Here is an 18,539-nt window from a genome sequence, read left to right as displayed (position 1 = left end):
AAAAGATATCGCACCGAGCCAAACGAAAAAAAAGCCGGAGGTTTCCCTCCGGCTTTTCTCATTCACACTACGCTATGCCTTAGGCCACATCTTCGTACTGCGGCACCGGGTTGCGGAAGCTTTTGGTCACGCAGGCCAGATAGACCAGACCGATACCGGCCCAGATCAGGCCCAGAATCATCGAGCTCTCTTCCAGGTTGACCCACAGCGCGCCAACGGTCAGGGCGCCGCACATCGGCAGGAACAGATACTGGAAGTGGTCTTTCAGCGTCTTGTTGCGTTTCTCACGGATCCAGAACTGGGAAATCACCGACAGGTTAACGAAGGTAAACGCCACCAGCGCACCAAAGTTAATCAGCGCCGTCGCCATCACCAGGTCGAAGTTAATCGCCAGCAGCGCAATCGCGCCGACCAGGATGATGTTCATCGCCGGAGTGCGCCAGGTCGGGTGCACGTAGCCGAAGAAGCTTTTCGGGAACACGCCGTCGCGGCCCATAACGTACATCAGACGCGCCACGCCAGCGTGCGCCGCCATACCGGACGCCAGTACGGTGATGGTGGAGAAGATCAGCGCGCCAACCTGGAAGGCTTTACCTGCCACGTAGAGCATAATTTCCGGCTGTGACGCATCCGGATCTTTAAAGCGCGAGATATCCGGGAAGTACAGCTGCAGGAAGTAGGTGGCAAAGATGAAGATCAGGCCGCCGATCAGCGCGGTCAGGAAGATCGCGCGCGGAATGACGCGCTCTGCATCTTTGGTCTCTTCAGACAGGTTGCTGATGCCATCGAAACCGGTAAACGAGAAGCACAGGATCGTCGCCCCGGTAATCATCGGGATCACGTGCGCGTCACCGGACCAGAACGGACGGCTGCTGGCCAGCGTACCGGCGCCCTCGCCTTCAAACACGCCATAAATCACCATGCCGAGGATAACGGCGATCAGCACCACCTGCAGCACCACGATCACGGTGTTGAAGTTGGCCACGGATTTAATGCTGCGCAGGTTAAAGGCTGTCATAAAGGCGACCAGCGCGATAACAAACACCCACGACGGAATCGAAGGCACCAGCGCTTCAAAATAGATTTTCGCCAGCAGAATGTTGATCATCGGCGCGAACAGGTAGTCGAGCAGCGAGGACCAACCCACCATAAAGCCAACGGTCGGGCTGATGGATTTCTGCGCATAGGTATACGCCGAGCCGGCAGAAGGGTAACGACGTACCAGCTTGCCATAGCTCAGAGCAGTAAACAGGATAGCGATTAACGCAAAGGCGTAGGCCGTCGGCACGTGACCGTCGGTCATACCAGAGACGATACCAAACGTATCGAACAGCGTCATCGGCTGCATATAGGCCAGGCCCATCATTACAACCGGAACTAACGTAAGCGTTTTACGTAATTCCACGCGAGAGGTATTTGGAGTAGCGTTATGCGACATAGTTATCCCCTTTTACGGTGAACGCCAGCGCGTAAGCAAAAAATTGCCCCATTTCTTTCTATTCCTCAGCGACAACGACTGTCGGTTTTTAGTAAATATCTATCCGGTACGAAGCCCGGCCTCTTGGTATTGAATGATGTGTCTTTCGACCAAAAAAATAACCGACACTTTAAAAAAAAGCGTCGGCTAGTCTCTGGTTTTCAGGCCGCATATTTTGCAACAAATTCAACGGCGTTGACAAGATGTTATGAAGTTCATTGCGTAAGCATAATTTTTAACGTGCTAATATCTATACGGTTTCCGTATGATAAATTGTAAAAATAGCACTATTTGCTAATAGCGTTTCCCGCCACCATTTGCCAGCCAAACCGCAGGTGGCGTCATTCCAGGCGATCCACGCGCGTTGACGAGGCGAAAGCCCGCGCACGGTCATGCAGACCAGCTCGCCGCTGTCCAGCAGACCCTGCACCTGATAGCGCGGCAGGCACCCCCAGCCCAGCCCCAGGCGCAGCAGCGCCAGCTGCCCCGCGGCGTCACACACCGTCAGGGTCTCCTGATCGCTGAGTAGCGCCCCGCCCTCGCCGGTGGCCACCGCCCGGTAACGGCGCAGGGTTCGCCAGCTCAACGGTGCGCGGTGTCGCGCCAGCGGATGCTGTGGGGCAACGACCAGCAGCAGCTCCAGCTCGCCGAGGGGGAGACAGTCATAACCGCTCAGCGGCGGCGGTTCGCCGAGCGCCCCCAGCAGCAGATCGGCCTGCCCGTCAGTCAGCGGCCGCCAGTCCAGCAGGGAGGGGTTCAGCGTGAAGTGCAGCCGGGTCAGCGGCTGTTGTTGATAAAATGCAGCGATTGGCGGCGAGAGCAGCGCCACGGGAAAGGTGCTGTCCACCGCCAGACGAAGGCTATTCTCCCACCCCTGCTGCAGCTTAACCGCCCGGATCTCCAGTTCGCGGGCGATATGCAGCACCTCCCGCCCTTTCACAGCAGCATCTGTCCGCTGGGGGTAAAGCGCGCGCGATGGCCGCTGCGGTCGAGCAGCTGAATATTGAGATCGCTTTCCAGGCGGTGAATGGTGTAGCTCAGCGCCGAGGGCGTTTTAAAGAGCTTTGCCGACGCGGCGGCAAAGCTCCCCTCTTTTTCCAGGGCATCCAGGATCACGAGGACATCCAGCAGTGGTTTCATCGCTACCCCCCTTACGGTATGCGAATCACCGCTGGCGGATCACTCCATCGGCATCACCAGCGGATCGGGGTACTGGTACTCAAACCCCAGCTCATTGCAGATTCGATTGCCATCCACAATCTTGCCCTGGCCGCCGTCCGGGCTGTCGCTGAACACCGGCGGCGGCAGACCGAGCTCGCGGGCCATCTGCGGATAAAAGAGGCCGCGCGCCGGATGGCGGGGCGCACATAGATTATAGATGTGCCCGCCCTTCGGGGCCTGCAGCAGCAGTTCGATAGCGGCCACCACATCCTGCAAATGCACCAGATTGACCACGTGCTGGCCATCCGGCGCCGACTTGCCGGCGAAAAAACGTCCCGGATGGCGGGAAGGCCCCACCAGCCCGGCCAGGCGCAGAATATCCACCGACGTCCCCGGCAGGTTGTGCAGCCAGTCCTCCAGCTCCTTGAGCACCTGTCCGCTGGCGGTTTGCGGCAGACGCGGGGAATTCTCCTTCACCGTACCGTTGACGTTGCCATACACCGAGGTGGAGCTGGTGAAGACGATCCGCGGAATATGGTACGCCAGCGCGGTATCGACGATCTCCTGCACCGCCTGTAGATAAAACCCTTCCCCTGCCCCGGTACGCCGGGCCGGCAGGGTGATCACCAGCGCATCGACGTTCATCAGCGCGTCGAGGTCCTCGGTATCACAGACCAGCTGCGGCTCCAGGCGCAGCGGATAGCTGTCGATCCCGCACATCCGCGCCGCCTCCACGCCATCCTGCGTAGTTTTACTGCCGGTGACCTGCCAGCCTCGCGCCGTCAACGACAGCGCCAGCGGCATCCCCAGCCATCCCAAACCGACTATCGCGACCTTTTTCATCCCAGGCTCCTGACTCTTTCGCTGTGCTGATTACAGGCTACGCCAGCCAGCGGCAACTGACAATTTCTTCGCTCAATATGAAATGAATTAATGATAGAAAAAAGCCCTTGCTTTCTGCGGCGGAAGTGGTTTAGGTTAAAGGACATCAAATGCATAGTCATTCACAGAGAATTTTTATGAACCGCGTTCAATTTAAACACCACCATCATCACCATCATCCTGACTAGTCTTTCAGGCGATGTGTGCTGGAAGACGTTTGGATCTTCCAGTGGTGCATGAACGCGCAGAGAGCCCCCGGAAGATTCACTTCCGGGGGCTTTTTTTTGGACCAAATTCGGACAGATTCAGACAGGTATTCAGAGGAAAAGAACAATGTTAGACAACACCCGTTTACGCATAGCTATTCAGAAATCAGGCCGTTTAAGCGAAGATTCACGCGAATTACTCAGCCGCTGCGGCATTAAAGTCAATTTGCACACCCAGCGTCTGATTGCGCTGGCGGAAAATATGCCAATCGATATTCTGCGCGTGCGTGATGACGATATCCCGGGCCTGGTGATGGACGGTGTTGTCGACCTCGGCATTATCGGCGAAAACGTGCTGGAAGAAGAGCTGCTCAGCCGCCGCGCCCAGGGCGAAGACCCGCGCTACTTCACCCTGCGCCGTCTCGACTTCGGCGGCTGCCGCCTGTCGCTGGCGACTCCGGTGGATGAAGCCTGGAACGGCCCGGCGGCGCTGGACGGCAAACGTATCGCCACCTCTTACCCGCACCTGCTGAAGCGCTACCTCGATCAAAAAGGTATCTCCTTTAAATCCTGTCTGCTGAACGGCTCCGTGGAAGTGGCGCCGCGCGCCGGCCTCGCCGACGCCATTTGCGACCTCGTCTCCACCGGCGCCACCCTGGAAGCTAACGGCCTGCGCGAAGTGGAAGTAATCTACCGCTCCAAAGCCTGTCTGATCCAGCGCGACGGCGAAATGGCCGACGCCAAACAGCAGCTGATTGACCGCCTGCTGACCCGTATTCAGGGCGTGATTCAGGCCCGCGAGTCGAAATACATCATGATGCACGCCCCGACCGAACGCCTGGAAGAAGTGGTTGCCCTGCTGCCGGGCGCCGAGCGGCCGACTATTCTGCCGCTGGCAGGCGACAAGCAGCGCGTGGCGATGCACATGGTCAGCAGCGAAACCCTGTTCTGGGAGACCATGGAAAAACTGAAGGCGCTGGGCGCCAGCTCCATTCTGGTGCTGCCGATTGAGAAAATGATGGAGTAATCGGCCAGCCGGTCACAGGACACACAGGGGAATACAATCATGAGCTTCAACACAATCATCGACTGGAACGGCTGTAGCGCAGACCAACAACAGCAACTCTTAACGCGCCCGGCGATTTCCGCCTCCGACAGCATCAGTAAAACGGTGACGGAGATCCTGAATAACGTCAAAGCCAACGGCGACGCGGCGCTGCGCGAATACAGCGCGAAGTTTGATAAAACCACCGTCGCCGCGCTGCAGGTGAGCGAGGCGGAGATCGCCGCCGCCGGCGAGCGCCTCAGCGATGAGCTGAAGCAGGCGATGGCGGTGGCGGTGAAAAACATTGAGACCTTCCACAACGCGCAACAGCTGCAGGCGGTGGATGTCGAAACGCTGCCGGGGGTGCGCTGCCAGCAGGTCACCCGCCCTATCGCCTCCGTCGGACTGTACATTCCCGGCGGCTCAGCGCCGCTGTTCTCCACGGTGCTGATGCTGGCGACGCCGGCGCGCATCGCCGGCTGTCAGCAGGTGGTGCTCTGCTCGCCGCCGCCGATTGCCGATGAGATCCTCTATGCCGCACAGCTGTGCGGCGTAAAAACCATCTTTAACGTCGGCGGCGCCCAGGCCATCGCCGCCCTCGCCCTCGGTACCGAGTCGGTGCCGAAGGTAGATAAAATCTTTGGCCCGGGCAACGCTTACGTCACGGAAGCCAAACGCCAGGTCAGCCAGCGTCTGGACGGCGCAGCCATCGACATGCCGGCCGGCCCGTCGGAAGTGCTGGTGATCGCCGACAGCGGCGCCAACCCGGACTTTGTCGCCTCCGACCTGCTGTCGCAGGCGGAACACGGCCCGGACTCGCAGGTGATCCTCCTGACCCCGGACGCCGACATGGGCAGCCGCGTCGCCGAAGCCGTGGAGCGCCAGCTGGCCGCCCTGCCGCGCGCGGAAACCGCCCGCGTGGCGCTCTCCGCCAGCCGGATCATCGTGGCCCGCGATCTGGCGCAGTGCGTGGCTATCTCCAACCAGTACGGCCCGGAGCATCTGATCATTCAGACCCGTCAGGCCCGCGAGCTGGTGGACAACATCACCAGCGTCGGTTCCGTTTTCCTTGGCGACTGGTCACCGGAATCCGCGGGCGACTACGCCTCGGGCACCAACCACGTCCTGCCGACCTATGGGTATACCGCCACCTGCTCAAGCCTCGGTCTGGCCGACTTCCAGAAGCGGATGACCGTGCAGGAGCTGTCGCGCGACGGCTTTGCCGCCCTCGCCTCAACGATTGAGATCCTGGCCGCCGCCGAGCGCCTTGACGCCCACAAAAACGCCGTAACGCTGCGCGTTGCCGCCCTGAAGGAGCAAGCATGAGCATTGAAGATTTAGCCCGCGCCAACGTCCGCGCGCTGACCCCGTATCAATCCGCTCGTCGGCTGGGCGGCAAAGGCGACGTCTGGCTCAACGCCAACGAATTCCCTACCGCCGTAGCCTTCCAGCTTACCGAACAGACGCTGAACCGCTATCCTGAGCCGCAGCCGAAGGCCGTGATTGAGAGCTACGCCCGCTACGCCGAGGTCAAACCGGAGCAGGTGCTGGTCAGCCGCGGCGCCGACGAAGGCATCGAGCTGCTGATCCGCGCCTTCTGTGAGCCCGGCGAAGACGCGGTGCTCTACTGCCCGCCGACCTACGGCATGTACAGTGTCAGCGCCGAGACCATCGGCGTCGAGTGCCGCACCGTGCCGACGCTGGCCGACTGGCAGCTCGACCTGCCGGGCATCGAAGCGCGGCTGGACGGCGTGAAGGTGGTCTTCGTCTGCAGCCCGAACAACCCGACCGGGCAGATTATCGACCCGCAGTCGATGCGCGACCTGCTGGAGATGACCCGCGGCAAAGCCATCGTGGTGGCCGACGAAGCCTATATTGAATTCTGCCCGCAGGCGACGCTGGCCGGCTGGCTCAGCGACTATCCGCACCTGGTGTTGCTGCGCACGCTGTCCAAAGCCTTCGCCCTCGCCGGCCTGCGCTGCGGTTTCACCCTCGCCAACGCCGAGGTGATCAACGTGCTGCTGAAAGTGATCGCCCCGTACCCGCTCTCCACGCCGGTGGCCGATATCGCCGCCCAGGCCCTGAGCCCGGAGGGGATCGCCGCGATGCGCCAGCGCGTGGCGCAGATCCTTGACGAGCGCCGCTACCTGGTGGAACAGCTGCGCGGCATCGCCTGCGTGGAGCAGGTCTTCGATTCCGAGACCAACTATGTGCTGGCGCGGATAACCGCCTCCAGCGCAGTGTTTAAATCTTTGTGGGATCAGGGCATTATCTTACGTGACCAGAATAAACAACCTTCATTAAGCGGCTGTTTGCGTATCACTATCGGTACCCGTGCCGAGAGCCAGCGCGTGATTGACGCCTTGACTGCGGAGAATGTATGACCCAGAAGTATCTCTTTATTGACCGTGACGGCACCCTGATTTCCGAACCGCCGGAGGATTTCCAGGTGGACCGGTTCGACAAGCTGGCGTTTGAGCCGCAGGTGATCCCGGCGCTGCTGAAGCTGCAGCAGGAAGGCTATAAGCTGGTGATGATCACCAATCAGGATGGCCTGGGAACCGACAGTCTGCCGCAGGAAGCGTTTGATGGCCCACACAACCTGATGATGCAGATCTTCGCCTCGCAGGGCGTTAACTTTGAAGAGGTGCTGATTTGTCCGCACTTCCCGGGCGACAACTGCGCCTGCCGCAAGCCAAAAACGCAGCTGGTGCTGCCGTGGCTGGAAGAGGGCGTGCTGGATAAAGCCCACAGCTATGTGATTGGCGACCGGGCCACCGACCTTGAGCTGGCGGATAACATGGGAATTACCGGTCTGCGTTATGACCGCGAGACCCTGGACTGGCCGACCATCTGCGAGCAGCTGACCCGCCGCGACCGCTATGCCCACGTCGAGCGCATCACCAAAGAGACCCAGGTGGATGTGAAAGTGTGGCTGGACCGCGAAGGCGGCAGCAAGATCCATACCGGCGTCGGCTTTTTTGACCATATGCTCGACCAAATCGCCACCCACGGCGGCTTCCGCATGGAGGTTAACGTCGGCGGCGATCTGTACATCGACGACCACCACACGGTGGAGGATACCGGCCTGGCCCTCGGCGAAGCCCTGAAGCTGGCCCTTGGCGACAAGCGCGGCATCAACCGCTTCGGCTTCGTGCTGCCGATGGACGAGTGTCTCGCCCGCTGCGCGCTGGATATCTCCGGCCGTCCGCACCTGGAGTATAAGGCAGACTTCACCTATCAGCGCGTCGGCGATCTGAGCACCGAGATGGTGGAACACTTCTTCCGCTCGCTCTCCTACACCATGGCGGTGACCCTGCACCTGAAAACCAAGGGCAAGAACGATCACCACCGCGTGGAGAGCCTGTTCAAAGCCTTTGGCCGTACGCTGCGCCAGGCGATCCGCGTCCAGGGCGATGCCCTGCCGTCTTCCAAAGGGGTGCTGTAATGAATGTGGTGATCCTTGATACCGGCTGCGCCAACCTCAATTCGGTGAAATCGGCGATTGGCCGCCACGGCTATGAGCCGGTGGTCAGCCGCGATCCGGAAGTGGTATTGCGTGCCGATAAACTGTTTCTTCCCGGCGTCGGCACCGCCCAGGCGGCGATGGATCAGCTGCGCGACCGGGAGCTGATCGACCTGATCAAAGCCTGTACCCAGCCGGTGCTGGGGATTTGCCTGGGCATGCAGCTGCTCGGCAAGCGCAGCGAGGAGAACAACGGCGTCGATCTGCTGGGCATTATCGAAGAAGAGGTGCCGAAGATGACCGACCACGGTCTGCCGCTGCCGCACATGGGCTGGAACCGGGTGTATGCCAAAGCTGGCGATCGGCTGTTCCGCGGCATTGAAGAAGGCGCGTATTTCTACTTCGTGCACAGCTACGCCATGCCGGTCAACCCGTACACCATCGCCCAGTGCAATTACGGCGAGGCGTTCACCGCCGCGGTGCAGAAAGATAACTTCTTTGGCGTGCAGTTCCACCCGGAGCGCTCCGGGAGCGCCGGGGCGCAGCTGCTGAAAAACTTCCTGGAGATGTGATGATTATTCCTGCTTTAGATTTAATCGACGGCACCGTCGTTCGTCTCCACCAGGGCGATTACGGCCAGCAGCGCGACTATGGCAGCGATCCGCTGCCGCGCCTGCAGTCCTATGCCGCTCAGGGAGCGGAAGTCCTGCACCTGGTCGATCTGACCGGGGCGAAGGATCCGGCGAAGCGCCAAATCCCGCTGCTGAAATCGCTGGTCGCCGGCGTTGACGTCCCGGTACAGGTCGGCGGCGGCGTGCGGACCGAAGCGGATGTCGCGGCCCTGCTTGAGGCCGGCGTCGCCCGCGTGGTGGTCGGCTCCACCGCGGTGAAGTCCCCAGAGGAAGTGAAAGGCTGGTTTAAACGCTTTGGCCCAGAACGGCTGGTGCTCGCCCTCGACGTGCGTATCGACGCCGACGGCAATAAGCAGGTGGCGGTCAGCGGCTGGCAGGAAAACTCCGGCGTGACGCTGGAGGAGCTGGTGGAAAGTTATCTGCCGGTCGGCCTGCAGCACGTGCTGTGCACCGATATCTCCCGCGACGGCACCCTGGCGGGTTCTAACGTCTCGCTGTACGAGGAAGTCTGCGCCCGCTATCCGCAGGTGGCGTTTCAGTCATCCGGCGGCATCGGCGATCTCAAAGATATTGCCGCGCTGCGCGGCACCGGGGTGCGCGGCGTGATTGTCGGCCGCGCGCTGCTGGAAGGTAAATTCAACGTAACGGAGGCCATTCAATGCTGGCAAAACGGATAATCCCCTGCCTCGACGTCCGCGACGGCCAGGTAGTGAAAGGCGTGCAGTTCCGTAATCACGAGATCATTGGCGACATCGTCCCGCTGGCCAAGCGCTATGCCGACGAAGGGGCCGACGAACTGGTGTTCTATGATATCACCGCCTCCAGCGACGGTCGGGTGGTCGACAAAAGCTGGGTGTCGCGGGTAGCGGAAGTGATTGATATTCCTTTCTGCGTGGCGGGCGGGATCAAGTCGCTGGAAGACGCGGCGCAGATCCTCTCCTTCGGCGCCGATAAGATCTCGATTAACTCCCCTGCTCTCGCCGACCCGACGCTGATCACCCGCCTTGCCGACCGCTTTGGCGTGCAGTGTATCGTGGTGGGGATTGATACCTGGTTTGATGCAGAGACCGGCAAGTATCACGTCAACCAGTATACCGGCGACGAGAGCCGCACCCGGGTGACGCAGTGGGAAACCCTCGACTGGGTGGAGGAAGTGCAGAAGCGCGGCGCAGGCGAGATCGTTCTCAATATGATGAACCAGGACGGGGTGCGCAACGGTTACGACCTGCAGCAGCTGGCGAAGGTTCGCGCGGTGTGCCACGTCCCGCTGATCGCCTCCGGCGGCGCGGGCACTATGGAACACTTCCTCGAAGCCTTCCGCGACGCCGACGTTGACGGCGCGCTGGCGGCCTCGGTATTCCACAAACAGATTATTAATATTGGCGAACTGAAAGCGTACCTGGCGGCACAGGGCGTGGAGATAAGGGTATGTTGACTGAACAGCTGGACTGGGAAAAAACGGACGGCATGATGCCGGCCATCGTGCAGCACGCCGTATCCGGCGAAGTGCTGATGCACGGCTACATGAACAAGGAGGCGCTGGAGAAAACCGAAGCCACCGGCAAGGTCACCTTTTACTCGCGCACCAAGCAGCGGCTGTGGACCAAGGGTGAAACCTCGGGCCATGTCCTCAATGTAGTGAGCATCACGCCGGACTGTGACAACGATACGCTGCTGGTGCTGGTAAACCCGATCGGACCGACCTGCCACAAAGGCACCACAAGCTGCTTCGGCGAAACCGGCCACCAGTGGCTGTTCCTCTATCAGCTGGAGCAGCTGCTGGCCGAGCGTAAACACGCCGACCCGGAGAGCTCCTACACGGCGAAGCTGTATGCCAGCGGCACCAAGCGTATTGCGCAGAAAGTGGGGGAAGAAGGCGTGGAGACCGCGCTGGCCGCCACGGTGAACGACCGCTTCGAGCTGAAGAATGAGGCGTCGGACCTGATGTATCACCTGCTGGTGCTGCTGCAGGACCAGGGGCTGGATCTCGGGGAAGTGATTGATAATTTAAGAGCACGGCATAGGTAATAATAGCAAAGGGAGGTGTTAATATGCCTCCCTGCATAACTTTGCTCGTTAATCAGGAGTATTTCTCTGCAACTAAAATAAGCATGAAGTATTGATAAAAATATTACATTTTCCTCGCGATTAACGCTTTGATTAACCTTAAAGGTCTTGTGACTTTCCATGACAATGATGAAATAAGGGCTGAATAACGTTGAGTAGCGTTATTTAATTCATTTTGTAGTTTAGTTAATTGATCTTGCTGTTTCTGATACTCAGTTTCTAAATATGCATTTCGCTGGACCAACCTATCAATACGTTCTTTTTTCTGTGCAACGGACGCTCTTAGCTCATCAATTTCTTCTTCCCTGGCTTTAAGAACTTGATCCTGAGAAGCAATACTGGCTTGCAACTTCTCTGAAGATAAATTAGAGGATTCAAGCTCATGTAATACCCGATCTTTTAACGAGAAAAGATACTCTTCTGGCGTTAACCGAACCAGGCGATGGTGTGCCGCTTTGATAAAATCATCATAAAAATCGCTTTCATCAATATCCAATGAGGTGATGAATTCACGTGAAGCAGTGAATAAAGAATCAAACGCCGGACCAGAAATCGTATTTAAATTCCACTCAAGAAAAGTCACTGCATAATTATTAAAGTCTCTACCCCGTGAAGGCAACAAGTGCTGTGAGTCAATAAAGGAATAGAGAGCACGTAACGCATCAAGAGCACAGTGCCAGGATTTCTCTCTGGTCACCGATAATGAACCACTGCGGTTAATGGAATGAGAAATCAAGATCTCATCCAGGAACGCCATTCTTTTGGCAAGTAGCATAAAAGCGCTAACAAAAAATAAATCATTAGTCGTTCTTAAATCCTGGAATTGTAAACCAGTATCCAGTATAGCCTGGCGCCGGAAAAGCTTATCCCAGGGCCACCAGATAAATGCACCAAAGAAATTATGAGTGATCTCATCTGATGAAAATAGTTCTTTTTGAGGAAGTAAATCTACGCGCACGGACCATGGCATTGGTGCATATGAATGGGTTTGTAGATCTAAAGACTGGCATCGGCAGATAACCGCATCGGCTTGCAGCAATACAGCATGATCATACATCCGTTTGAGCATATTAGCATCGGGGTAATCGTCATCATCAAGAAAAATGATATATTCGCCACTTGCTATTTTTAATCCCATGTTACGTGATGCACCGGCACCGATATTCTGCGAATTATTCAAAAGACGTATCCGCGAGTCATTAGCGGCAAAGGACTGCAGTAGCTTTAACGTATCATCAGCCGAATTGTCATCAATAATGATGACTTCAATATCCTGTAACGATTGCGATAAAATGGAACTAAGCGTATCAGATATATATTCTGCAGCATCGTGCACAGGTATCACAACAGAGACCAGTGCACTTGAAGATCTTTCAGACATTTGATCGCCTCCCAAGTGACACGTTACAGTAATTTTAGTTAATAATATACTTTAAAAAATTTGAAGGTAAAGAAACAGAATCTGGCAACTAATAAAAACGGTTAACCGTTTGATCGACAACTATCCTTCGACCACATCATGATAAGTCTTTAGCGTTTTACTAATAATCATCCCACTCGAGAATTTATCCTGAATACGCTTACGTCCTTTAATACCCATTTCAACGCGTGCTTTAGGATTGCTAAGCAAAAAGGCAAGTTTATCAGCCAGCTCTTCAGGTGAATTGCTTTTAACAATAATTCCATTATCGTTATCAATAATAAGGCTATCACAACCACCAACATCATAAGCAATACAAGCGCGACCCACAGAAGATGCTTCCAGAAGAATTCGCGGAACACCTTCAGAATAAACTGACGGCAAAGCAACGATATTTGATTGCTCAATAAGATCGCAAACGTTATTCGAACGACCTAACCAGTTAATTAATCCTTGCTGATGCCAATTTTCAATGACCTGAAGGGAAATTGCATCTTTATCATTTTCGACCAGAATTCCAGCAACATTCAAAGTAAAGTGAATATTCTTACTGCGTAATATTTTCTTCGCTTCAATTAAGTCGCCCAGTCCTTTACTCCACAACATACGGCTGGCAAACAATACAACAGGGACATCGTGATCCTGTTCAAGAGAATATTTGTATATCTCTGGATTAATGCCTGCACCATCAATAACAATAGTCTGTTGTTCTTCGAGTCCAACCAACTTAGCCAGTTTTTTTCTGTCGCGGTCATGTTCAAACATAAATATACAGCGCTTATTACTGGCAATATATTTATATGCAGCAATAGTAAACTGCCGCAATAATTTTAAAGGCATGCTGTCAGAAGAAAATACTCTTCCAAGCCCAACAAAACTTACGATGACCGGCAGATTAAATTTCTTCGCGAGCACACCACCAATCAAACATGGCTTGATAGTGATGCAATGCAAGAGATCCGGTTTTATATTTTTAATAATTTTTTGCACATCATGGTAAGTACGAAAGAAAACTAATGCATTAAAAGATTGAGCATCAAGAGTAACATTATGGCAAATAAAGCCAAATGTTTTAAATTTATTTATTATGTTGTCATCAATAAAATGGCTGATGATGTGAATCTCATAACCTGCATCACGGGAGGCGATGGCACGATCGATCCAGTGTAAATCGAAGTACCAATCCGAATTTATGAAATAACACAATTTTCTCATTGCTATGCCCACTTAATGATACTTACCACTAATACCTTTTATGCCATGTGAAATTCCACGAAGAATAAATTTCATATAGGAATATTTTTGACGTTGCCATGGCAGGATTAATATATATTTTAGGATGCGTATCGCTATCGCTGAATTGCTATACACGGCATTTTTCTGGAATATTTTCTTCGACAGGATCAAATTACGGCATAGATAGTAAACCTTCCATTCAGGGGCAATAAGTTTGCCCTGAATACTCACATCATGATAAAAAAGCAACTCCGGGCTATACATAATTTGCTCACCAGCTAATGATAGCTGATAGCCAAAGTAAAGATCATCAAAGTAGATAAAGAGCTGTTCATGGATGTGGTCAAGACTGGTCGCGAGCAGATCACGATGTATGACCATCCCAACGAATGAAACCGTTTGTACGAACATAGAACGATTAGCTGCCGGGATAAACTCTGCAGGGTAGCGTAAATAGCGTACAGTGTCGCCAAGTGAAGTTGGCACACGCGAGAACGGCATATTCATCGGACACGGTTTTCCTTGCGGATCTTTCACCAGTCCACTAAATACCCGACATCCCCGCTTATCCAGCTGTGAAAAGGACTTCAACGTGTCTGGATAGGGGTAAGCATCGTCATCGTAGAAAAATACCCAATCACTTGCCAGCTGTTCACAGATATACTGACTACCGGTTTTAAAGCCCCCCGCCCCACCGGTATTCTCGGTGAGGGTTAATACAATGACTCGTGTATCAACAATTGACGAAAGCCAGGCTTGGGTCCCATCCGTGGACCCGTTATTGACAATAACAATATTAGTGAATTCAAGTTTAAGGGTCTCTTCAACCGTTTTTTTCAGTTTGCCGAGACGATTGAATGTCACTATCAATGCCGTATATTTCATCGTACAGAAACCGTAAACACAGGCATTGGCTGATTTTCAGTGAGTGAATTTAAATAGACTTCTGCCGTTTTCAATGCTTCGGCGATGGTCACATCCATGTCGAGGTAACGGTAGGTTCCAAGACGACCGACAAAAGTGATGTTGGTTTCATTCTCGGCCAGTGACAAATATTTTTCAAGAAGGGCCATCTCTCCCATCTGGCGAATAGGATAGTAAGGAATATCATTTTCTTCGCAAGCACGGCTATACTCTTTATAACAAACAGAGCCGTCGTGTTGTTCCCAGGGAGAAAAATATTTATGTTCAGTGATGCGAGTATAGGGGACATCAACAGAACAATAGTTCATCACTGCGCAGCCCTGGTAATCACCCTGATAGGTAAACTTTTTAAAATCTAATGTTCGATAGCCCAGACGGCCATATTGGTAGCCATAAAACGCATCTAATGGACCGCTATAGAATACGTGATCGTAATGAGTTCGCTCGTCAACGATAAATTCCCGCTGTAAGTCAACCTTGATATTTTCATGATTGAGAATGGACTTAATCATCTGCGTATAACCACATTTCGGCATGCCCTGAAATTTGTGGTTAAAATAATTATCATCATAGTTAAAACGAACAGGAAGACGTTTAAGAATAGATGCGGGCAGTTCCGAGGGTTGCATCCCCCACTGTTTAATCGTATATCCTTTAAAAAAGGCCTCATATAACTCTTTACCAATAAAGCGTAACGCTTGCTCTTCAAAAGTTTGTGGATCAGCAATAGTGCTGTCCCCTTTCTCAGCAATGAGCGCTCTGGCCTCATCAGGCGAACAAGTTTTTGAGAAAAACTGATTGATAGTATGCAAATTAATAGGCAGGGAAAATACCTGACCATTAACTGTCGCTTTAACCCGGTTCACATAGGGCATCATCTCTGCATGCTTGTTGACATAGTTCCACACTGTTTCATTGTCAGTATGGAAAATATGGGGTCCATAAACATGTACCATCACATTCGTTTCAGCGTCCCGTGCATCATAGGAATTCCCCCCAATATGATCACGCTGATCGATAATATGGACTTGATGTCCCTTCTCAGCAAGTTGGCGACCGATAACTGCACCAGAGAAGCCAGCACCTACGATCAATATTTTTTTACTTTTCATCTGTTGTCTCTTTTATTATCCAAGAATAGCATGGCGTACTTTGTAATAATATTTAGTCATCATGTTTCTTCTTGGCGTGCCTATTGGTGCATATTTATTAACATAAGGCATCAGTACGTTCTTGATTTTGGTCTGGAACAAGATTTGTTGTTGCGGCTCGCTATGGGTTAAACCAATCGAAGCCGCTAACGACATCTGACGTTTATAGATTTCCATCTCCCATGGAGTGTTAGCGATGTTTTCAATAAAGTCGTCATAAAAATCGACTTTTTCGGTATTCCATGGTTTGTTCTCACCCGCATAATGAATCATTTTAGGCTTCTTGCGAGCTGCTAAAAATTTCATATACGTTGCAAACTTAAGATTAGGGAAGAAATCATCCGTGTTGCCATTACCATGATAAACGTTCCACTCTAATGGCAGAAATGTGACTCGAGAGTAGAAAACTTTATTCATGATATCCTGGTCGAGGAACCAGTATTTTTTTGCCTTTAATACCCGCATCAATTCAGCAAAAGTATTTTCTTCGACCATTTGTTTGACATTAAAAACAATAATCCCTGCCTGAAAATATTCATCAGGGTTATTCATGTTTAAGGTTTTCTGTAAATATTCGCCTGCCGGCATAACGCCATCATCTGATGCCGACATTGCAGAAAATTTTACAAAACCTTCCATGACGATATCCTTAACCGCTGCAACTAAATTGTTGCCCAGAGGGACATCAAGCAGTTCACCCAGGTCAGCCTTTACAACGGTATCCGAATCAATAAATACGACTTTATCGTATCGTCTGAACAGTTGAGGAATAAAAAGACGGGCATACGTTGATGCGCTAAAATGCGCTCGGGTATGCACACCGTTTATTTCAGTGAAAGCATTAACGTCAAAAAAACGAAGAGAAATATTCGGATGAGCCGAGGTTAGATTTACTAACCGCGTTTTATTCAAATAGCTTACTTTGTTTTCGAGTACGACGATATCATAATTTTTATTTTTATCCGCATGCCGGACAATGGAATTAATTAATGCACCACCGCTGACTGCGTAATTATCATCGAAACTGATAACCACTGGAACCGCAGAATCAAAAACTGGATTCAGTGCACCATTGAATGTTTCATTGCTGACAAAAGTACGCTGTAATTCTTTTACCTTAAGCTCACCATCTTGTTGCAACTTAATAATGTAAATATTAAACAGCCGTTCTGCTATATGCCCAATAACGCGTTTTTCCTGAGCATTATAATTGTTCATCGAGATAGCATCTTCGAGATTATCCAGAATGGAAAAGAGCCACTCAGAATAGTCAACAAAAATATCTTTGCGCATGACAAACATATTTGTGTAATAGCCATCACTGGCATCATTAAACGTTTTTATTGCCGCGCTATACTCTGGATATAGTTTTTCAACGATGGCAATGGCAGCCTGATAATCACGAATATGTAAGTATTCACCTCGTTCATAGTGATCGTAATTATTTTTACTTCCCGCCGCAGTGACAGACCATTTTTTGGGCAGCAAGATGTCAATACCTTCGACACACCGTTGAATTGTTTCTTCGTTTAATCCAAAGATCTTCTCATATTCTTCATCAATGCATGGATGGTTCACGACCCCCCACGTATCCTCAGAAAAAGTTTGTTTTTCGGAAAAATTAAGATGACGGCGATAGTGCATGAAACCGACATAGTCTGCCAGCTCTTCGTTTTTCCAAACCCAATAATGCGCAGTAAGTTCGCAATAAAACGGATTCTTAAAGGAAATATTATCGCCAGTGTCATCTCCTGGACAACCAATTTCATTACAAGAATTAGCTTTGCCGACATGCAGAGGTTTGATAATTGCAGCATTAAGAAAAGCACTAGGCTTATGGTGGCTGGTATAGATTTTAACGCTATTGTTCATTATATTACCCACTGATTAAGCCATTGCTTGCTTGTACAGTTCAATGATTCGCTCTGCAGACCCCACTTCTCTGAGCCTATGATTTTCGATCCAGATGACTCTGTCGCAGATTTTTTCAACGTCACTCATATTGTGGCTAACAAACAATATTGTCACGCCTCTTTTCTTAAAATCTTTGATGGTCTGAATACATTTTGCCTGAAAAGCGATATCACCTACTGCCAGAACTTCATCAATAATTAAAATATCCGGTTCAACCTGACTGATGACCGAAAAACCTAACTTAGCTAGCATTCCGCTTGAGTACACTCTGATTGGCTCGTCTATGAATTCTCCCAGTTCCGAAAATTCAATAATACGTTCCATACGTTGCTGGACCTCTTTACGCCGAAGGCCCAGCAGAGTAGCATTCAGGTAAATATTCTCACGCCCGGTAAGTTCCGGATGAAAGCCTCCGCCGAGTTCAAGCATCGATGCCACCCGTCCTTCAGTGGTGACGGTTCCCTTAGTTGGCTTAATCACGCCGGCAACCAGGCCAAGAGAGGTACTCTTTCCTGCCCCATTACGTCCAATCAGGGCAACAGCCTCACCTTTGCCAACTGTAAAGGATACGTCTTCGATAGCTAAATATTTCCGCCCCTTCAGCAACTGAAAAGCGCGTTTCGGATGGAAAATTAAATCTTTGATTCCTGAGCCAATATGATGGTACAGAGGATACTCTTTTGTAACATGACTGAAGTTAATAACTGGGTGCATTACAAGATCTCTGCAAATCGATATTTTAATTTATTGAAAATAGACAAACCGACAACCGTCAAAATGATTCCCGTAAAATAGAGTATAGAAATATACTCATAATTAAGAGTACCATTCATGAATAAATCACGCCAACTAAGAATCATACTCGCTAGCGGATTGTAGGTAATTATCCAGCTAAATTTTTCCGGAATCATATCAGACGCATATAAAATCGGCGTACAATAAAACATCAGCATAATCC

General features: G+C 52.0%; 18 protein-coding genes, 2 pseudogenes and 1 other annotated feature. Of the genes and pseudogenes, 9 read left to right on the top strand and 11 right to left on the bottom strand.

Annotated elements, in window-relative coordinates:
- Positions 1 to 79: 79 nt before the first annotated feature.
- The 4 genes and pseudogenes from plaP to KHQ28_RS25855 form a co-directional block, all read right to left on the bottom strand.
- Complete coding sequence (plaP, locus tag KHQ28_RS25870; protein ID WP_004148994.1) at positions 80 to 1,438, bottom strand: putrescine/proton symporter PlaP; 1,359 nt, start codon at positions 1,436 to 1,438, stop codon at positions 80 to 82.
- Positions 1,428 to 1,490 (bottom strand): membrane protein YoeI, encoded by a 63-nt coding sequence (gene yoeI / locus KHQ28_RS29720; RefSeq protein WP_096335043.1) that lies wholly within the window; start codon positions 1,488 to 1,490, stop codon positions 1,428 to 1,430. The genes plaP and yoeI overlap by 11 nt, the downstream gene beginning before the upstream one ends.
- Positions 1,491 to 1,727: 237 nt before the next feature.
- Positions 1,728 to 2,617, bottom strand: a pseudogene (locus KHQ28_RS25860) (LysR family transcriptional regulator).
- 39 nt (positions 2,618 to 2,656) lie between these two features.
- Positions 2,657 to 3,481, bottom strand: coding sequence for an SDR family oxidoreductase (locus tag KHQ28_RS25855; RefSeq protein ID WP_004152513.1), 825 nt, complete (start codon positions 3,479 to 3,481; stop codon positions 2,657 to 2,659).
- A 176-nt stretch (positions 3,482 to 3,657) separates the two neighbouring features.
- Here KHQ28_RS25855 and hisL point away from each other — a divergent pair, with 176 nt between their 5' ends.
- The 9 genes from hisL to hisIE all read left to right on the top strand — a co-directional run bounded on the left by hisL (position 3,658) and on the right by hisIE (position 10,897).
- Entirely contained in the window at positions 3,658 to 3,708 is a 51-nt protein-coding gene (hisL, locus tag KHQ28_RS25850) for a his operon leader peptide (RefSeq protein ID WP_004899375.1), read from the top strand.
- Positions 3,684 to 3,806 (top strand) — a sequence feature (His leader region). (Overlaps the previous gene by 25 nt.)
- Before the next feature lie 47 nt (positions 3,807 to 3,853).
- Positions 3,854 to 4,753: an ATP phosphoribosyltransferase gene (gene hisG / locus KHQ28_RS25845; protein WP_002912152.1), complete on the top strand. Its 900-nt coding sequence runs from the start codon at positions 3,854 to 3,856 to the stop codon at positions 4,751 to 4,753.
- Between the two features lie 39 nt (positions 4,754 to 4,792).
- The gene (gene hisD, locus KHQ28_RS25840) at positions 4,793 to 6,097 is read left to right on the top strand and encodes a histidinol dehydrogenase (protein WP_032418685.1); all 1,305 of its coding nucleotides are present in this window, start codon (positions 4,793 to 4,795) and stop codon (positions 6,095 to 6,097) included.
- Positions 6,094 to 7,155 (top strand): histidinol-phosphate transaminase, encoded by a 1,062-nt coding sequence (gene hisC, locus KHQ28_RS25835; protein WP_023316143.1) that lies wholly within the window; start codon positions 6,094 to 6,096, stop codon positions 7,153 to 7,155. Before hisD ends, hisC begins: the two co-directional genes overlap by 4 nt.
- A complete protein-coding gene (gene hisB, locus KHQ28_RS25830; protein WP_004144133.1) occupies positions 7,152 to 8,219 on the top strand; it encodes a bifunctional histidinol-phosphatase/imidazoleglycerol-phosphate dehydratase HisB in 1,068 nt (355 codons plus the stop codon). Before hisC ends, hisB begins: the two co-directional genes overlap by 4 nt.
- Positions 8,219 to 8,809 (top strand): imidazole glycerol phosphate synthase subunit HisH, encoded by a 591-nt coding sequence (gene hisH, locus KHQ28_RS25825; protein ID WP_002912227.1) that lies wholly within the window; start codon positions 8,219 to 8,221, stop codon positions 8,807 to 8,809. The genes hisB and hisH overlap by 1 nt, the downstream gene beginning before the upstream one ends.
- Positions 8,809 to 9,546 (top strand): 1-(5-phosphoribosyl)-5-[(5-phosphoribosylamino)methylideneamino]imidazole-4-carboxamide isomerase, encoded by a 738-nt coding sequence (gene hisA, locus KHQ28_RS25820; RefSeq protein ID WP_004152515.1) that lies wholly within the window; start codon positions 8,809 to 8,811, stop codon positions 9,544 to 9,546. Before hisH ends, hisA begins: the two co-directional genes overlap by 1 nt.
- Positions 9,528 to 10,304: an imidazole glycerol phosphate synthase subunit HisF gene (gene hisF, locus KHQ28_RS25815; protein WP_004180497.1), complete on the top strand. Its 777-nt coding sequence runs from the start codon at positions 9,528 to 9,530 to the stop codon at positions 10,302 to 10,304. The genes hisA and hisF overlap by 19 nt, the downstream gene beginning before the upstream one ends.
- Complete coding sequence (gene hisIE / locus KHQ28_RS25810; protein WP_004144136.1) at positions 10,298 to 10,897, top strand: bifunctional phosphoribosyl-AMP cyclohydrolase/phosphoribosyl-ATP diphosphatase HisIE; 600 nt, start codon at positions 10,298 to 10,300, stop codon at positions 10,895 to 10,897. Before hisF ends, hisIE begins: the two co-directional genes overlap by 7 nt.
- 103 nt (positions 10,898 to 11,000) lie before the next feature.
- Here the strand turns inward: hisIE and KHQ28_RS25805 are convergent, their stop codons facing one another.
- The 7 genes and pseudogenes from KHQ28_RS25805 to rfbA all read right to left on the bottom strand — a co-directional run.
- On the bottom strand, positions 11,001 to 12,317 hold the full coding sequence (locus tag KHQ28_RS25805; RefSeq protein WP_032418683.1) for a glycosyltransferase: 1,317 nt from the start codon (positions 12,315 to 12,317) through the stop codon (positions 11,001 to 11,003).
- A 120-nt stretch (positions 12,318 to 12,437) separates the two neighbouring features.
- Complete coding sequence (locus KHQ28_RS25800) at positions 12,438 to 13,583, bottom strand: glycosyltransferase family 4 protein (protein ID WP_072198348.1); 1,146 nt, start codon at positions 13,581 to 13,583, stop codon at positions 12,438 to 12,440.
- Positions 13,584 to 14,477 carry a glycosyltransferase gene (locus KHQ28_RS25795; protein ID WP_023286696.1) on the bottom strand — a complete coding sequence of 298 codons (894 nt, stop codon included), beginning with the start codon at positions 14,475 to 14,477 and terminating at the stop codon, positions 13,584 to 13,586.
- A complete protein-coding gene (gene rfbD / locus KHQ28_RS25790) occupies positions 14,474 to 15,628 on the bottom strand; it encodes a UDP-galactopyranose mutase (RefSeq protein WP_032105059.1) in 1,155 nt (384 codons plus the stop codon). Before rfbD ends, KHQ28_RS25795 begins: the two co-directional genes overlap by 4 nt.
- A 15-nt stretch (positions 15,629 to 15,643) precedes the next feature.
- A complete protein-coding gene (locus tag KHQ28_RS25785) occupies positions 15,644 to 17,539 on the bottom strand; it encodes a DUF4422 domain-containing protein (RefSeq protein ID WP_060578973.1) in 1,896 nt (631 codons plus the stop codon).
- A gap of 15 nt (positions 17,540 to 17,554) precedes the next feature.
- On the bottom strand, positions 17,555 to 18,295 hold the full coding sequence (rfbB, locus tag KHQ28_RS25780) for an O-antigen export ABC transporter ATP-binding protein RfbB (protein ID WP_014343303.1): 741 nt from the start codon (positions 18,293 to 18,295) through the stop codon (positions 17,555 to 17,557).
- Positions 18,295 to 18,539: pseudogene (rfbA, locus tag KHQ28_RS25775) on the bottom strand (O-antigen export ABC transporter permease RfbA); the annotation flags it as partial. The pseudogene rfbA and the gene rfbB, both read right to left, overlap by 1 nt.

It is taken from the genome of Klebsiella sp. 28 (genome assembly GCF_018223905.1).
Lineage (GTDB): Bacteria > Pseudomonadota > Gammaproteobacteria > Enterobacterales > Enterobacteriaceae > Klebsiella > Klebsiella pneumoniae.
This window is presented reverse-complemented; position numbering and strand designations above follow the sequence as displayed.

What these genes read in the sequence shown, in the direction of transcription:
- plaP (WP_004148994.1), bottom strand. Translation starts at nt 1,438, where the DNA reads ATGTCGCATAACGCTACTCCAAATACCTCTCGCGTGGAATTACGTAAA.
- KHQ28_RS25855 (WP_004152513.1), bottom strand. Translation starts at nt 3,481, where the DNA reads ATGAAAAAGGTCGCGATAGTCGGTTTGGGATGGCTGGGGATGCCGCTG.
- hisG (WP_002912152.1), top strand. Translation starts at nt 3,854, where the DNA reads ATGTTAGACAACACCCGTTTACGCATAGCTATTCAGAAATCAGGCCGT.
- hisD (WP_032418685.1), top strand. Translation starts at nt 4,793, where the DNA reads ATGAGCTTCAACACAATCATCGACTGGAACGGCTGTAGCGCAGACCAA.
- hisC (WP_023316143.1), top strand. Translation starts at nt 6,094, where the DNA reads ATGAGCATTGAAGATTTAGCCCGCGCCAACGTCCGCGCGCTGACCCCG.
- hisB (WP_004144133.1), top strand. Translation starts at nt 7,152, where the DNA reads ATGACCCAGAAGTATCTCTTTATTGACCGTGACGGCACCCTGATTTCC.
- hisH (WP_002912227.1), top strand. Translation starts at nt 8,219, where the DNA reads ATGAATGTGGTGATCCTTGATACCGGCTGCGCCAACCTCAATTCGGTG.
- hisA (WP_004152515.1), top strand. Translation starts at nt 8,809, where the DNA reads ATGATTATTCCTGCTTTAGATTTAATCGACGGCACCGTCGTTCGTCTC.
- hisF (WP_004180497.1), top strand. Translation starts at nt 9,528, where the DNA reads ATGCTGGCAAAACGGATAATCCCCTGCCTCGACGTCCGCGACGGCCAG.
- hisIE (WP_004144136.1), top strand. Translation starts at nt 10,298, where the DNA reads ATGTTGACTGAACAGCTGGACTGGGAAAAAACGGACGGCATGATGCCG.
- KHQ28_RS25805 (WP_032418683.1), bottom strand. Translation starts at nt 12,317, where the DNA reads ATGTCTGAAAGATCTTCAAGTGCACTGGTCTCTGTTGTGATACCTGTG.
- KHQ28_RS25795 (WP_023286696.1), bottom strand. Translation starts at nt 14,477, where the DNA reads ATGAAATATACGGCATTGATAGTGACATTCAATCGTCTCGGCAAACTG.
- rfbD (WP_032105059.1), bottom strand. Translation starts at nt 15,628, where the DNA reads ATGAAAAGTAAAAAAATATTGATCGTAGGTGCTGGCTTCTCTGGTGCA.
- KHQ28_RS25785 (WP_060578973.1), bottom strand. Translation starts at nt 17,539, where the DNA reads ATGAACAATAGCGTTAAAATCTATACCAGCCACCATAAGCCTAGTGCT.
- rfbB (WP_014343303.1), bottom strand. Translation starts at nt 18,295, where the DNA reads ATGCACCCAGTTATTAACTTCAGTCATGTTACAAAAGAGTATCCTCTG.